Below are 15034 nucleotides of genomic sequence, written 5' to 3'. Positions count from 1 at the left end.
CACCTCTTGCCTAACCGCAAGCCCAGCGCCCACACCGTCGAGAAGATCGGAGGTACGTCGATCTCCAACACTGCTGCCGTAGTCGAGAATGTCCTAATCGGAGGACGCAACGGGAGCGCACTCTACAATCGCATATTCGTCGTGTCCGCTTACAGTGGAATGACCGATCGGCTTCTCGAGCACAAGAAAACCGGCAAACCCGGCGCCTATGCGCGCTTTGCGGGCGCCAGATCAAGATCGGCTTTAGTCGAAGCGATCGCAGAGGTCCATCGTGAGATGAGGAGGATCAAGGCGGAGGTCTTTGGTCGCTCGTCGGAAAGGCGCGTCGCCGATCGTTTTGTTCGCGACCGCATTGAAGGAGTGCGCGACTGTCTGTTGGATCTGCTTCGGCTTTGCTCAAATGGCCCCTTCAGGCTCGAAGAACACTTGAATACTGTGCGCGAGGTTCTCGCCGCGCTGGGCGAAGCCCACAGTTCCCACAACACGGCACTGCTCCTCAGGACACTCGGCGTCGAGGCGACCTTTGTGGACATGACGGGCTGGCGTGACGAAACTGAAATGAGCCTTGACGCGCGAATCGAGACGGCGCTATCGGCGATCGACCTCGGCAAACAACTGCCGATCGTCACCGGCTACAGCCGATGCCCAGGTGGTCTGGTGCAGCTCTATGGCCGTGGCTACACCGAGTTTACATTCGCCCGGATCGCCGTACTCACAGGCGCCAGGGAAGCAATAATCCACAAGGAGTACCATCTTTCGACAGCTGACCCAAAAATTGTCGGCATTGAACGGGTCCGCACCATCGGCCACACCAACTATGATGTCGCCTATCAGCTCTCCAACCTCGAAGTGGAGGCGATACATTCGGCTGCAGCCAAGGAGCTGCTCCATGCGAATATACCTCTTCGTTTCAAGAATACCTTCGAACCTGGGGACGAAGGAACCCTCATCACGCGCGACTATATCTCCGACATACCGCAGGCGGAGTTTATTACCGGCCTCAGGGAAGTATGTGCCCTAGAATTTTTCGAGCAGATGGTGGGTGTGAGCGGCTATGACGCGGAGATCCTCCAAACGTTGAAAGCCCATGCGGTCCGCGTCATTACCAAGACATCGAATGCAAATACAATCACGCATTACCTCGCCGCGGCGCCCGACGTAATTGCGTCCGTTGTCCAGGCTCTAGAGGAAGCCTTTCCGACGGCTGCCATTGTCGCAACGAAGGTGAGCATTGTCTCGGCCATCGGAAGCGACCTCAATCTCCAGGGCCTAACGGCCACTGCTGTGCAAGCGCTAGCGGATGCTTGCATCGAGATCCTGGGCGTCCATCAGCTCATGCGCCACGTAGATATAATCTTCATCGTGGATGAATCGCGCTTTGACGACGCTGTTAGGGCGCTTCACCGCGCCCTGATCGAAGATTCACGGCCTGCCTCTTGCAGCGCAGCCTTCCTCCGGGGTGGAGCTCTCTAAGGCTGAGTCACATGCAGCTGGCCGATGATTGTCTACAAAGCGTCACCACCGGCATCGTGGAAACTCGAGCCTTTCGCAGACTCGGTTGCGCTAAAATCGCCGTGACGGCTGGAAAGACATCGGCCTGATCGATCGCGGGATCGTGGTTTCCTACATCTGCAGAGCGGTGTTGATGAGGATCTTCAGTCCGACGAGATCGTGGCGGATCCGATCGATGATCGACGGCATGGCATCAAGGGCGCTCATGGGCGACTCTCCCGTGCCATGGCCTTGGCCGACGGCATCATAAAAGAAAGCCAGGGACGGCTGCAGGACCTTGTCGCCGGCGACCGGCCGCCGTGCCGAGGAGGCGAGGCTCGAAACCGCCGAGAGGCTGTCGAATTTCCTCGCCATCATCGCGGTGGTCAGCTGGCGCCAGACGCCGCGCCCAACTGGATCGACGCATCCCGAACCAGACCGCGCGTCCTTAACACGCTTCCCGGCAATATAGTCGTCTGGCGCGGCATGACCCGGCTGCACACGACATCGCCTGGGTCTCACCTATTGTCGAGTTTGTCGCGACCGCGACACCGGAGTGGCGACACCTTTCTTGCATATTTTGGCTTAACTCATTCATTCTAAAAAGGAATCGCCTTCGTGCGGCCTAGTGTCACAATTGGCATAACTCTTGCGGCTCTTTCAGTCGTGGGACTGATGGTATTCTTCGCTATGCCTTCAGATGTTGCAGTATTTTTGTTTAGAGGTCTATCGACATGCCTCAAGGGCGTCCAAGCAAACACAAACTAGGCGAACGCCAAAAGCGTACAATCATCGGTGCCGATCTTCCCGAAACGGAAATCTTTCGCGGCGACGTGTTGATACAGTCTTTATCGGGGTCTCCGCGTTCTATAGGCAGCATGTACTACTATGATGATACAGGATCAGCACTATTTGAGCGGCTCTGCCAAGAGGATTCCTACTACTTATTCAGAGCCGAAGAAGAGATACTGGCGCAGTACACAAAATCCATTGCCGATATGACAGGCCCGGTCTCTCTCGTCGAATTGGGGTCTGGAACCGCACAAAAAACGACGCTATTGATCAACGCTTACGTGGAGAACCACGGCTCAACTGCTTACGCCGCTATTGACATCAATCGTTCAATTCTGGAGAAAGCTGCGGAAAACCTGCTCTCGATGACACCAGACTTGAACTTTACGGGCATCATTGGCGTCTACCAAACCGGATTGGAACAGGCTGCCACCGTCACAGGTCAAAAGCTTTTAGTTTGCCTCGGCGCCTCAGTGGGAAACATGTACGATGATGAATTGCATGGTCTGCTTCATTCCGTGCGTTCGTTGTTCTCTCTAGGGGACTATTTTCTAGTCGGCATAGACTTGGACAAAAGTTCGGATATCTTAGAGGCAGCCTATAATAACCAAAGTGCTATTCTAACCAACCTGTGCGTTCTTCAGCATTTGAATTGGCGCTTTGATGGAAACTTTAATGTTTTCCAGTTTCGACATGTCGCATTTCACAATAAACCTCTCTGCCGAATGGAGGCTCACTTGGAGGCGATGCAGGCCCAATCCGTCAATCTCAAGAGACTAGATTTCTCGTTTTTCTTAGAAAAAGGAGAGATGATTAGGACTGAGATCATGCGCAAAGTGAATCTGCATACGTTTAACGACATATTCATAAAGCATGGCTTGAACCCGGTGCACCATTGGACGGATTCTAAGCGGAGATACGCCGTATGTTTGTTTCAAATTGTGGATGCCCCATAGACCTCGAGTTTCAACCGCATTTGGGCCGCCACTGAACGGTTGGTCCTGTTGATTGCTTTCCATGGGATGTTCCTCGCTCGGAGATGTTGCCACCACGCAGCGAGACGCCATTTTCACGAAGGAAAGATAGTGACGTTGTCCCCAGTTTCTATCCAGTTTTGAGTTCGTTTCCGGCGTTGGATTTGCCCTGATGGGCGGTGGAAGCGACGGGCGCTGGCGCGGAGCCTTTCGCATTGCGCAGCGCGAGCGACCGTCGCGGATTGAAGGTCTGTGCAAACTCGTTCGGCGTCTGCCATCCGATTTGCGAATGAGGCCGCGCGCTGTTGTAGTCGGCGCGCCACAGGGCCAGGGACGTGCGGGTCTGTGCGAGCGAGGTGAACAGCGTCTCGTTCAACAGTTCGTCGCGCAGGCGGCCGTTGAAGCTCTCGATGAAGGCATTATCCGGCATGTTGTTCTCGGTGTCATCGTTTGTTCGGTCGTCAGTTAAGCTTGGCGCATCCGGGCCACGGGGCACCGGGAGCACGCAAGTGCGGGCAGGCCGTCGTATGCAGATGAACTGCGAGTTCGAGCACATTGTCTGGCCGCCCCTACGACTCGCCCGGATGCGCTGCGAGCGCGGATCCGTATTTGTCGTGTTGCCCGCTCGCTCCCAGTTCGTGACCAACGATGGAGGGAACCGTGCGTATTATCGGCATGGACATACACCGCGTAGCCGCCGAGGTCGTGTCGTTGCTTGATGGCGAGATCGTCAAGCTCGGCCGCGTTCAAATGCTGCGCAATAAGCTCGAGGAGTTCGCCAGGAAGGAACTCACCCACGATGATCATGTGGTGATCGAGGCCACGGGCAATGCTGCTGCCGTCGCTGAAGTGCTGTCGCCCTACGTCGATCGGATCGTGATCGCCAATCCCAAGCAGGTGCACATGATCGCGCACGCGAAGGTGAAGACTGACAAGATCGACGCCACTGTCCTTGCGAAGCTCTACGCCTCGGGCTTTCTGCCGGAGGTCTGGGTTCCGGATCCGAGGACCCTTGCCCTCCGAAGACAGGTCACCAGGCGGACACAGCTGGTTCGCCAGCGTTCGCGGCTGAAGAACCTCATCCAGTCAATCCTCCACGCCCACCTGATCCCGCCGTGTCCGCATGGGAACCTCGTCGGGATCAGCGGGCGCAAATGGCTGACGAGGCAAATATTGCCTGCGGATGAGCGCGCCGCCATCGAGCGCCACCTCGGCTTGATTAACCAGATCAACGAGGCGTTGACGGTGGTCGAGGCGGATATCGCCGTACATGCCCTTCAGGATCCGACAATCCGCCGCCTGATGACGTTACCCGGCCTCGACGTCACCGTGGCTGCGAGCGTTGCCGCGGCAATCGGCGACATACGGCGCTTCAGCGATCCACAGAAGCTCGTTGCCTATCTTGGCCTCAATCCGAGCGTGCGGCAGTCCGGTGAGGGGCCAGCCTATCACGGGCGCATCACGAAGCAGGGCCGCGGCCATGCGCGGGGGATGCTGGTCGAGGCGGCATGGGCGGCTGTGCGATCGCCAGGACCTCTTCGCGCCTTCCACAAGCGGATCGCCTCGCGCCGCGGGAAGCACATCGCGGCCGTCGCCACTGCGCGCAAGCTTGCAATGATCATCTGGCACATGCTGAGCAAGGATACCGACTACATCTGGGCCCGGCCGGCCTTGCTCGCCCGCAAGTTCAGATCGGTCGAGCTGCGTGCCGGCCTTCCGACCAGCCATGCCAGACGCGGCACCGCCTTCGACTACAACATCCCGGCCAAGCGCACCGAAGAACGATCCCGCGTCGAGAAGGCGGAAGCTGCCTATGCAGCAGCGACTTCCCGATGGCGAACGAGGCCGGAAAGGCAGAAGGCTGTGGAAAAAGCCGCCGAATGAGAAGAACGGGCTATTCTACAACATCCGTCTGCATCGGCTTGCCGGCGCAATGTAATGCCATTCGACGCGGTTCTGATCCGCCCAGGAGAGGATGGCGTTCGAGGTGAACTCGCTGCCATAGCACCTACGGAATGAAGGAGCGGCGGTAGCCGAGACAGCGGTGCGCTCAGTGGTAAGCCGATCCAGCTCGCGCCCAACCCGTACGCCTGAGAGCGACGTGTCGGCCACCAGAGCCAGGCATTTCCCGCGTGCAGTCGTCGACGACGGTGAGGATGCGCAAGCGGCGCCCGTCGGTGAGTTGGTCGGAGACGAAGTCGAGCGACCATCGCTCGTCGGGACGCAGCGGCACCGAAGGCGTGCAACGGCCCGGACGTCTTCGCGGCCGCCCAGGCGGCTTCAACCGCCAGGTCCTCGGCAAGACGATTGAGTTCGCGCACATGCGCTCGATTGCCAATAGTTCATCATTAGGGATCGGCTGGCGTATCAACCACGAGCGACCACGACCGTTGAACAGATCGGCGTGCGGACACTTCGGGATCAGGTGCGCATGAGGGATCGCGTGCACCTTCTTGATCCGGGTCCAATGACGCACGACCTGGTAGCGACGCCCGACCAGCCTGCGCATCCGCTTGGTGGCGGCATCCGGCGTCCAGATCTCCGGCAGATAGCCCGCCGCGAACAGGCTGGCCAACGTGCCCGCGTCGACCTTGTCGGTCTTCACATGAGCATGGGCGATCGCCTTCACCTGAAGCGGATTGGCGATCACGATCCGCTTCACGAAGGGCGACAGCACCCGAGACACTGCCATGCAGTTGCCGGTCGCTTCGATCACCACCTCGTCTGTCGCCAGAAGGCTTTTGCCGAAGCCTTCCAGAGCGGCGCGGGTCAAGTGGACACGACCACCATGTCGAAGTCTGCCTGCTTCCCAGAAAACCACCTCCCCAAAGGTTCGTTGGATGTCCATTCCAACTACGCGTCGCATTGGCGCCTCCTGTCAGATCGAATGACGGGAGCGGCGGGCGACACGACAACTACGGATTCGCGCTCACGGCGCAACCGGGCGAGTCGCAGAGGCGGCCAGCTACTAACACGAGCTCTCAGCTCATCGTATGGATCGGCCTGCCCGCACCTTCGTGCTCCCGGTGCCTCCGTCCCGGATGGTCGCACCATACGCCGCGGGCAAGAGAAACTGCAGCCGGACATCGGCACCGCGTGTCTTATACCGCTTACGAATCCGATCGAGAGCGTCTTTGCCACCGTTCGCCACCGCACAGTGCGCACGAAGGGCTCCCTGTCATCGAAAACCGCCAGGCTGATGGTCTTCAAGCTCGTCATGGCCGCCGTGAAATCCTGGCGGAGATTGAAGGGACAAAATCAGTTGCCCAAACTGCTCGCGGGATCGGGTACGCTGGCCGCGATCTTTTCCTCGACGAAGGCGATCTGGGCCTGCGTTTCGGCAATCGCCGTCTCAAGATCTTCCAGCGCCAGCTCCATCTGCGCCGGATCGAGTTTTTCCGATTTCGGCCCGCACTTCGTGCGGCGGTAGTCCTGAACATGGCTCTCCAGCTTCTCGATCAGGCCCTTCAGCTCGGTGATGAAGGCGTCCTTTTCGGCCACCACCGCCTGCTCATGCTGGCGTGCTGCACGCTCGACAAGTCCGGCCGTTGAGGCATCCATCCGGGCCAGAGGCGCATGGCTGCTCTTCCTGCCGCCCTACAGCCCCGATCTCAACCCGATCGAAATGGCCTTTGCCAAGCTCAAGGCGCATCTGCGCGCAAAGGCCATCAGAACCGTCGACGCTCTGTGGCAGGCAATTGGCGATATCTGGAATCTCTTCTCTCCAACAGAATGCAGAAACTACTTCACTGCCGCGGGCTATGGACTCATCACATGAAAGTCCGCCGCTCTAGTCACCCATCATCTTCCGATATGAACGTCGAAAGGTACAGCGCCGCCACGCGGTCGAGTTTGGGCAGCCGGAAAAAACCAGCCACTTCATCGATTGGCGGAAGAAGGAGCGGCGAGCGGCCCCTTTCCGCTACAGCGAGTGGCCGGAGAAGAGTATGTTGCCCAGACACGATCATGACCGATTCCGAGGCCAGAAAGCCAAATCAGCCGGCCGATTCAACCGATCCAACGTAAATCTAGTCGCTTGAGATGTATCTGCTGACCTTCTTAAGCATCAGGCGCAAATAAGTTGCCCTCACCTTCCCAAACTCGCCGACGTCGTTCGACACCAGAGCTTCCGACATACCTTTCAGCTCATCCAACGTTTCTCCTATCACGCCGTCCCAATCCAGATTCGGCAAGAATGTGCACCAGATACGCGCGACCTGGTAATAAAGCAGGTCCGTCATTTCGCGCGCCGGTTTGCTGCCAATCAGATCGCAGATCAGGGCTTCCAAGTCGTTGGAGAGGTTCGCGTAGCCGTCGATATCCTTCCTTTCGCGCAGGTCCTTGGCTCGCGCAATCATCTCACCAAGCTTCTTGCGATGCCTGTCCGTGACCCAGTTTGGGGACAATGATCCCATGGTCTCCGCAAGAAGGATCCGCAGGTCATAAATGTCTTTGAATGTTTTCATGTCGATGTCGGTGACGCGCGTACCGACACCGTTACGAATCTCAACAAGCCCTTCATAGCTGAGCTGCTGGAGAACCCGCCGCAGTGGCGTCCGACTGACACCGAATTCGTTCGCCAGCTGCATCTCATTAATCATCATGCCCGGCGGATAGTGTAACATTCCGATCCGCTGTCGAATGCTCTCGTACATATATCGTTGGCGTTGGCCGGCACTTGGCTTACCAGGTTTATTCATTGCTTCCATTAGCTCCGTCCGTCTCTGCGCAAAACATGTACCCTACATCAAGGTCGATGCCTTCATCGAAGTGCTATGTGCACGGATTCCCGCACCGCAATCTGCCTTGACACGTCCCTCTCCGGGCTGCATTATAGCTGTATATAGATTGCGCTGCGGTAGGTTCAAAACAAAAATATGCAGGCAACCTATGGCGCCGCAAGGGCGGAATGTTGGACCGGGCAAACAGGGAGGATCAAATGTCGGAATTCTCGCGCAGGAATTTTATCAAGACCGGCGTCTCGGCCGGCGTGGCGCTCGCCACGACACCATTGGCAGCACCATTTTTCGGCAAGGCACGCGCCGCCAACTCGCTTTCCGTTGTGGAGTGGGGGCCGCCCGTTATTGACCACTCTAAGGCGATTGGAAACGAATGGGGGAAGGCTCCGATCAACTGGACGCTACATGCCGGTGGCGGTGCTACAATTCTGCCAAAGATCAAGGTCGCATGGCCAAATCCGCCTTATGATCTGGTCGACAATTGGAGTCCGGTCTTTCTTTCAATGATCCGTGAAGACTGGTTAGAAACAGTGACCCTTGGAGATTGCCCCAACCTGGCGGACGTTCCGGAGAGTCTCATTCCCAAGGACGCAAACGGCAATTGGAAGGCGATTCCGCGCGGATCAAGTGGAGGCTTTTTCGTTTCTACGGAAAAATGCCCAATTCAAATCAAGTCAATCGAGGACTTGTTAAGTCCCAAGCTCCAGGGTCAAATTCTTTGGCCCAACCCGTCGCTATTCACGAACATGCAGGTTGTGTTTTTGGCGATGGCCCGCGGCGGCGATCAGTTCAACATGGAGCCCGGTTGGGCGTTCCTCAATGACCTCGCAAAGTCCGGCAATATTGGCCGGGTCTCGGCTACTACGGCGGACATCATCACATCGCTGGATAGCGGTGAAACGACCGTGACCTTCGCTGACCAAGGCCTATACTCAGCGATCAAGGGAGTGAAGGCCTCGCCGTTGACCAAGACTAACAAGGACCTCAAAACGTTCATGTACGTATCTGGTTGGGTGGTCCTGAAGAGTTCAAAAAACAAAAAACTCGCTTTTGACCTCGCGAACTACATGATCAGTAAGGATGCGAGTGAACGATACGGCAAGGAGGTCGGCGAAGTTCCCGTCAACACGCGAGCCGTGGTCGATCAATCCTTGGACCACCTTCGGTTTTCTCCCAAGGAAGTTGAGGAATTCGTCGTTGTGCCGGACTTCGATCACCTCAGCAAGGAGCTCGATGGCTGGAACAAGCGTTGGGAACAGGAGATTGTTCCACTTCTCTGACATCGCGCGATAGTGATGTCTCAACGCTGAGAGGCCGGGCGTCGAGTTGCGTCCGGCGCCGCTTGTTATTCAAACCCTTTGGAACTGCAATGCCGACGACAAGACGGACCGCGTTGTTGCTGTTGCCAGGGTTCGCACTGTTCCTGGCCTTTCTGGCTTTGCCACTACTAAACGTTGTCGACGAGAGCTTTCGGCTCTTCGAGCCCGGCCGGATCGGCTCAGCCAAGGGGGCGCCCTACACTCTGCTAAACTACACCGAAATTTTGGAGCCAGCCTATCTTAGGTATTTTGCCGAAACCTTCAGGTTCGGCATTATCTCGTCGCTCATAGCTGTCTTTACAGCCTTTCCAATCGCATATTCGATAGCAAGGCAGCGGTCGCCGTTGTTGCGAAAGCTTGCCGTCGGGTTCTTCATTGGCATGATGTTCCTGAGCACATTGGTACGCGTCTATGCCCTACAGCTGACGTTTGGGCCAACTGGATATGCTCAATTTATCGCTCGCCTACTGAATATATCGCCGAACGGACGTTTCTATACCGAATTGATTGTAGTTCTAGGGCTACTGCACTATTTGATTCCGATTTCCGTCATCACGTTATTTGGAACTATACAGAACGTTAACCCACGACTCATCGAGGCATCACAAGTACTTGGTGCTTCACGGTTGGGATCGCATCTTTCTATCACCTTGCCACTTTGTGTGCCCGGATTGCTCTCGGCGTTCCTCATCTGTTTCACGCTATGTCTCAGCGCATTCGTGATCCCAATGATTCTTGGCAAGGGCAAGGTGTTGTTTGTTTCCAACCTTATATATGCGCGTTTCAGTGAGATCGCGAACTACCCGAGCGGATCCGCCGTCGCGATCACCATGCTCATCATTGCGCTGGTCACGATTTACGGGATCACGTGGGTGGTTTCGAGACGGTTCGGCAACCCTGAGCGAGGATGAATCTGTGAAGCGCTTCATCGACAATGCTGCAACCTGGCTTGGTATCGTTAATATCACTATTTTGTTGGTATTTCTTGTTTTCCCGATTGTCGTCGCGATCGCGATGTCGTTCGACGATCGTGAATATATGGGCCAATTTCCTCCGACTGAATATTCGTTCCGCTGGTATAAAAGCTTCTTCTCCGACGCATATTATCTGAAGGGCCTTTGGACCAGCTTGCTTCTTGCTTTGATCACAACGGTCGTCTCCACCACGGCTGGCGTCAGCGCGGCAATTGCCCTCGACCGTTATACTGGTTCGGGTAAGCAGGTCTTAGAGTCGCTTTTCCTGTCGCCGCTGATCGTGCCTGCTGTTGTGATCGGTTTTGCGCTCCTCCTGTTTTTTGCCATGATCGGCATATTCGATGGGTTCACGCGGTTGGTCGGCGGGCACATCATCATCACGTTCCCATATACGGTGCGTACGACACTTTCGGGCCTCGTCGGAATCCGGAAGACCTTGACTGAAGCGGCTATGAGCCTTGGCGCTAAAGAACGCCAAGCTTTCTGGGATGTTACCTTTCCACTTGCTCGCACTGGTATTGTCGCTGGATCGGTCTTCGCCTTCGCCTTCTCCATGGACGACGTAGCCGTCAGTTTGTTCCTAACGTCGCCCGACTCCTACACGCTGCCAGTTGCGATGGTGAGTATGATGCGTACAAACTTTGATTTGACCATCGCTGCGGCCGCGGTTGTTCTGATGATATTCACCTTCGCTCTTATTCTCGTCCTCGATTGGACGATTGGTCTCGATCGCCTGATCGGCAAGGGCGTTTTCAGGTCATAGGAGACTTGTTCTGAATGCGTGTTCTCGAACTTAGACATGTCACAAAGCGCTATGGGAACTTCCTCGCTGTCGATGACATCTCGTTCGCCGTTGAAAAGGGAGAAATTCTCTCGCTGCTTGGCCCGAGCGGATGCGGCAAGACAACGACTTTGCGAATGATCGCGGGGTTTGAAGAGGCGAAAGAGGGCGCTGTAATGGTCTCTGGCGTCGACATGAAGGGTCGTCGGCCCTACGAGCGTAACGTCGGCCTTCTTTTTCAAGACTATGCACTGTTTCCGCACATGACGGTTGTCGAGAATGTTGCCTACGGTTTGAAGCGTCGCAACTTTGAAAAGTCAAAGATCCCTGCTCGGGTCGCCGAGATGTTGTCATTGGTTAAGCTAAAGGGGTTTGAGGATCGGCGGCCTAATCAGTTGAGCGGTGGTCAGCAACAGCGCGTGGCGCTGGCCCGAGCGCTGGCCACAAACCCTGAGGTAGTATTGCTCGACGAGCCTCTATCAGCCCTCGATGCAAAATTGCGCCAAGAACTGCAATTCGAGCTGAAGGCAATTCTTGCTTCCGTGAGCGCAACGACGATCGTCGTAACCCATGACCAGGAAGAGGCCATGAGCCTCGGCAACAGTGTTGTTGTCATGAGTGCGGGAAAGATCGTACAGCAGGGGACGCCGACAGACATCTATGCCGATCCAAAAACGCGGTTCGTCGCTGAGTTCATTGGCCGCTCCAACTGGTTCACCGGTCAACTCGAGAAGAGCACAAGCGGTATGGCTGAACTGAAGGCCAAGGGCGGCTTTCGGATCTTAGTGCCCATGCCCGCCAGCAGCCTCAACGATGGAGCCTTTGATGTCTGCGTGCGACCGGAACGCGTTCGAGTTGATGCTGCTATTGAATCGTTCGGGGATACGCCCGTGAATGCCATGCGCGGCACAATCCGGGACATCGCCCATCTTGGGGCCGATCTTCATTTGGTGGTCGAAATCGCAGGCGGTCAACTGATTACTGCGACCGAGAAGTACATCGGTCAAAAGATCGAGCAGTCGGGCCAAGAGGTCGCAGTGACTTTCTTTCCGCACGATTGCGTCGTGGTGCCAAGCGGTTCATAAAAATTCGAGCGACGAAAAGTGACGAACGAATGATCGGATTGAATTAAATGAACTCTGTACAAGATCGTATTGTTGCCGCTGTCGATCGTAACTTCGAAAATCAGATCCAATTTCTTGAAGAGCTTGTCCGCTTTCGCTCTTTACGTGGCCTGGAGAATGAAGCCCAAGACTTTATCGAGACCGCGCTGAGGAAGCGGCGGTATGCCGTAAGCCGTTTCCGAACCGACGCGGGGAAAATAGGAATCCATCCGGCATTCTCACCGGCAACTATTGATTATGCCTCGAGTTGGAACGTCGTGGGGTGTCGGCAAGCAGACAACAGAGCCGGTCGATCACTTGCATTCAATTCGCACGTCGACGTCGTTCCTGCGGCCAGTGTGCATCGCTGGACTTACCCACCATTCACCACATTTCGTCAGGGGGACTGGTTGTACGGTCGAGGCGCCGGCGACATGAAGGCTGGCCTCGTTGCTTCCATTTTTGCCTTGGATGCAATTTCCGACGCTGGGCTGGAGCTATGCAGTGACGTCCAGGTCCAGTCAGTTGTTGAAGAGGAGATCACCGGAAACGGCTCCGCTACCGCCTTCGCCGAGGGTTATGTTGCGGATGTCATCTTCAGTCCGGAACCGACCGATGAGCAGTTGGTGTGTGCAAATGCCGGTGTGATCAAGTTTCGCCTTTCGACAAGAGGTCGTCCGGCCCATCCTCGCGAACCGCAGGCAGGTCAGAGCGCCATCGAGTTGATGATCCGGCTGGTTGGGCACTTGAGGGAGTTGGAGCGCCGATGGATTGAGGAAGGGCGTACGAAAACGTTGTTCAAAGATCTTCCAAATCCCGTCGCTTTGACATTTGGTACGATTACCGGCGGCGACTGGATCGCCTCCATTCCTAGCGATTGCTCGGTTGAAGGACGGATTGGCTTCTATCCTAGTGAGGATCCCAAGGATCGCGCCGGTGAGTTTGAAAACTTCCTTGACGAAATTCGTGCCGCCGATCCTGTCTTGGCAGGCGAAGAGCTGGTCGCGCTAGAATGGATCGGCTGTATGCACGGTGGCTACGAACTGCCGGAAGACACAAACGCGGAAGCCTGCCTCCGGTCCGCTCATGCTCTTGTTAATGAGAAGGCGAATCTGCAGTCAACTGTGATGACATGCTACCTCGATGCCGCCGTCTTCGCCGTTCATGGCAGGATTCCATCTCTCGTATATGGACCTATTGCCGAAAATATCCACGGCATCAACGAGCGGGTCAGCCTCTCTTCGGTTCGTCGCGTCACCAAGACCATGGCGCTTTTTGCGGCCGAGTGGTGCGGGACGCGGGAGTACAAGTGATGCTTGTGTCATGACCGAGGCGCCGCCGGCAAAAAGAGATGTGGAGATGAATTGCCCCCCTTCCGTCTTGCTTGCGGCGATGCTCGGGGGACACTCGCGCCGAATGCAGACTTGAACCACTGGGAAAGCGAACGGAAGCAACGGCATTTGATGCGGATGGTTGCTCAAGCCACATAGATCTTTCGTAACGAGTGAGGCCGGCTCCTGTGATCGCAACGGGCCCATGCCCGTCCCCGAAGCCCTCAAGAAGGGTTTCGAAACGCCAATTAATTGAGGAGTTGCATGAGCCACTATTCGGCCCTTTCGATCTTGCGCCATGGCCTGACCGGCAACAGGCACTGGTCGCGTGCATGGCGGGATCCTGCACCGAAGCCAAGCTACGACGTGGCCATTGTCGGCGGTGGCGGTCATGGCCTTGCAACAGCTTACTACTTGGCAAAGGAGCATGGGATCCGCAATATCGCCGTCCTCGAAAAGGGCTGGCTTGGGGGCGGTAACACGGGCCGCAATACCACCATTGTGCGTTCCAACTACATGATGCCCGGCAATACGGCGTTTTACGAGCGGTCTATGCAGCTATGGGAGAATCTCAGCCAAAATCTGAACTATAATGTCATGATGTCACGGCGGGGGTATTACTTTGTCTTCCATTCGCCGGGTCAGGGGGAGGTTCTCCGCCGCCGCGCCAATGTCATGCTGGCCAACGGCATTGATGCCGAATTCTTCGACCGCGCTGAAGTAATGAGGCGGCTACCTTACCTCGACTACTCAGCGACTGCCCGGTTCCCGATCTACGGAGCGTTCTCGCAACCCCGTGCCGGTACAGCGCGTCACGACGCGGTTGCGTGGGGGTTCGCGCGTGCGGCCGACAAGCAAGGCGTCGACATCATCCAGCAGTGTGAGGTGATGGGGTACATCTGGGACAGAGACAAAATAGTCGGCGTCGAGACAACGCGTGGCCCGATCCAAGCAAACAAGGTGGCGCTGGCCGTTGCGGGGCATACCAGCCATTTGGCGGCTAAAGCGGGGCTTCGCCTGCCCATTGAAACGCATGTTCTTCAGGCGTTTGTCACAGAGCCGCTGAAGCCGCTAGTCGACAATGTGATCATCTACGGGGGGGCGCATTTCTATATCAGCCAGTCCGACAAAGGCGGCTTGGTCCTCGGAGGCGATCTAGACGGGTTTAACTCATATGCCCAGCGCGGTGGACTACCAATCGTCGAACACACGCTTCAAAGCGCCAAAGCCCTCATTCCATCGATTTCTCGCCTACGTCTGCTGCGCCAATGGGCAGGGGCGATGGATATGACGATGGACGGCTCGCCGATCATCGGCAAAATGCCTGTTGAGGGGCTCTGGATGAATGGCGGCTGGTGCTATGGCGGCTTCAAGGCCATACCTGCCTCCGGTTACTGCTTCGCCTGGACGCTCGCGAAAGGCGAGCCACATCCCGATATTGCTGAATTCACCCTGCAGCGTTTCGAGCGCGGCTATCAAATTGACGAGTCGGGTGCTGGTCCGGACCCGAAGGCTCATTGAGGTTCAATC

11 protein-coding genes and 6 pseudogenes are annotated in these 15034 nt (G+C 56.4%); 11 read left to right on the top strand and 6 right to left on the bottom strand.

The window, feature by feature from the left end:
* Window positions 1–6 precede the first annotated feature (6 nt).
* Entirely contained in the window at window positions 7–1473 is a 1467-nt protein-coding gene (locus NKH78_RS23815; protein ID WP_352884418.1) for an aspartate kinase, read from the top strand.
* 150 nt (window positions 1474–1623) lie between these two features.
* On the opposite strand, the gene NKH78_RS23810 is transcribed toward NKH78_RS23815, so the two are convergent.
* The gene (locus NKH78_RS23810) at window positions 1624–1992 is read right to left on the bottom strand and encodes a hypothetical protein (RefSeq protein WP_352884416.1); all 369 of its coding nucleotides are present in this window, start codon (window positions 1990–1992) and stop codon (window positions 1624–1626) included.
* 233 nt (window positions 1993–2225) lie between these two features.
* Here NKH78_RS23810 and NKH78_RS23805 point away from each other — a divergent pair, with 233 nt between their 5' ends.
* A complete protein-coding gene (locus NKH78_RS23805) occupies window positions 2226–3239 on the top strand; it encodes an L-histidine N(alpha)-methyltransferase (protein ID WP_352884414.1) in 1014 nt (337 codons plus the stop codon).
* 148 nt (window positions 3240–3387) lie between these two features.
* Here the strand turns inward: NKH78_RS23805 and NKH78_RS23800 are convergent.
* A pseudogene (locus NKH78_RS23800) lies at window positions 3388–3678 on the bottom strand (integrase core domain-containing protein); the annotation flags it as partial.
* Window positions 3679–3917: 239 nt separating this feature from the next.
* Between NKH78_RS23800 and NKH78_RS23795 the strand changes: the two are divergent.
* A complete protein-coding gene (locus NKH78_RS23795; protein WP_352884413.1) occupies window positions 3918–5141 on the top strand; it encodes an IS110 family RNA-guided transposase in 1224 nt (407 codons plus the stop codon).
* Window positions 5142–5183: 42 nt separating this feature from the next.
* On the opposite strand, the pseudogene NKH78_RS23790 reads toward NKH78_RS23795, so the two are convergent.
* Window positions 5184–5529: pseudogene (locus tag NKH78_RS23790) on the bottom strand (DDE-type integrase/transposase/recombinase); the annotation flags it as partial.
* A 10-nt stretch (window positions 5530–5539) separates the two neighbouring features.
* A pseudogene (locus NKH78_RS23785) lies at window positions 5540–6123 on the bottom strand (IS110 family transposase); the annotation flags it as partial.
* 246 nt (window positions 6124–6369) lie between these two features.
* On the opposite strand from NKH78_RS23785, the pseudogene NKH78_RS23780 reads away from it, so the two are divergent.
* Window positions 6370–6540: pseudogene (locus tag NKH78_RS23780) on the top strand (IS256 family transposase); the annotation flags it as partial.
* Here the strand turns inward: NKH78_RS23780 and NKH78_RS23775 are convergent.
* Window positions 6537–6827 (bottom strand): annotated as a pseudogene (locus NKH78_RS23775) (transposase domain-containing protein); the annotation flags it as partial. The pseudogenes NKH78_RS23780 and NKH78_RS23775 sit on opposite strands and share 4 nt — an antisense overlap.
* On the opposite strand from NKH78_RS23775, the pseudogene NKH78_RS23770 reads away from it, so the two are divergent.
* A pseudogene (locus NKH78_RS23770) lies at window positions 6805–7035 on the top strand (transposase); the annotation flags it as partial. The pseudogenes NKH78_RS23775 and NKH78_RS23770 sit on opposite strands and share 23 nt — an antisense overlap.
* Before the next feature lie 250 nt (window positions 7036–7285).
* Here the strand turns inward: NKH78_RS23770 and NKH78_RS23765 are convergent.
* On the bottom strand, window positions 7286–7966 hold the full coding sequence (locus tag NKH78_RS23765; RefSeq protein WP_352884412.1) for a GntR family transcriptional regulator: 681 nt from the start codon (window positions 7964–7966) through the stop codon (window positions 7286–7288).
* Between the two features lie 230 nt (window positions 7967–8196).
* Here NKH78_RS23765 and NKH78_RS23760 point away from each other — a divergent pair, with 230 nt between their 5' ends.
* The 6 genes from NKH78_RS23760 to NKH78_RS23735 all read left to right on the top strand — a co-directional run bounded on the left by NKH78_RS23760 (window position 8197) and on the right by NKH78_RS23735 (window position 15025).
* Window positions 8197–9276: an extracellular solute-binding protein gene (locus NKH78_RS23760; protein WP_352884410.1), complete on the top strand. Its 1080-nt coding sequence runs from the start codon at window positions 8197–8199 to the stop codon at window positions 9274–9276.
* Between the two features lie 89 nt (window positions 9277–9365).
* Window positions 9366–10226, top strand: coding sequence for an ABC transporter permease (locus NKH78_RS23755; protein WP_352884409.1), 861 nt, complete (start codon window positions 9366–9368; stop codon window positions 10224–10226).
* A gap of 4 nt (window positions 10227–10230) precedes the next feature.
* Window positions 10231–11052, top strand: coding sequence for an ABC transporter permease (locus NKH78_RS23750; RefSeq protein WP_352884408.1), 822 nt, complete (start codon window positions 10231–10233; stop codon window positions 11050–11052).
* 14 nt (window positions 11053–11066) lie between these two features.
* On the top strand, window positions 11067–12155 hold the full coding sequence (locus NKH78_RS23745) for an ABC transporter ATP-binding protein (protein ID WP_352884406.1): 1089 nt from the start codon (window positions 11067–11069) through the stop codon (window positions 12153–12155).
* Between the two features lie 47 nt (window positions 12156–12202).
* Window positions 12203–13486: an ArgE/DapE family deacylase gene (locus NKH78_RS23740; protein ID WP_352884404.1), complete on the top strand. Its 1284-nt coding sequence runs from the start codon at window positions 12203–12205 to the stop codon at window positions 13484–13486.
* Window positions 13487–13768: 282 nt separating this feature from the next.
* The gene (locus tag NKH78_RS23735; RefSeq protein ID WP_352884403.1) at window positions 13769–15025 is read left to right on the top strand and encodes a sarcosine oxidase subunit beta family protein; all 1257 of its coding nucleotides are present in this window, start codon (window positions 13769–13771) and stop codon (window positions 15023–15025) included.
* The last annotated feature ends 9 nt before the right edge of the window (window positions 15026–15034 follow it).

The organism is Mesorhizobium sp. M0910, from assembly GCF_040319465.1.
Taxonomy (GTDB): domain Bacteria; phylum Pseudomonadota; class Alphaproteobacteria; order Rhizobiales; family Rhizobiaceae; genus Mesorhizobium.
Note: the sequence above shows the minus strand (reverse complement) of the source record. Positions and strands in the feature narration are given on the sequence as shown.

Coding starts and splice junctions, on each gene's coding strand:
- NKH78_RS23745 (WP_352884406.1), top strand. CDS start 11,067: ATGCGTGTTCTCGAACTTAGACATGTCACAAAGCGCTATGGGAACTTC.
- NKH78_RS23735 (WP_352884403.1), top strand. CDS start 13,769: ATGAGCCACTATTCGGCCCTTTCGATCTTGCGCCATGGCCTGACCGGC.
- NKH78_RS23760 (WP_352884410.1), top strand. CDS start 8,197: ATGTCGGAATTCTCGCGCAGGAATTTTATCAAGACCGGCGTCTCGGCC.
- NKH78_RS23740 (WP_352884404.1), top strand. CDS start 12,203: ATGAACTCTGTACAAGATCGTATTGTTGCCGCTGTCGATCGTAACTTC.
- NKH78_RS23765 (WP_352884412.1), bottom strand. CDS start 7,966: ATGGAAGCAATGAATAAACCTGGTAAGCCAAGTGCCGGCCAACGCCAA.
- NKH78_RS23805 (WP_352884414.1), top strand. CDS start 2,226: ATGCCTCAAGGGCGTCCAAGCAAACACAAACTAGGCGAACGCCAAAAG.
- NKH78_RS23755 (WP_352884409.1), top strand. CDS start 9,366: ATGCCGACGACAAGACGGACCGCGTTGTTGCTGTTGCCAGGGTTCGCA.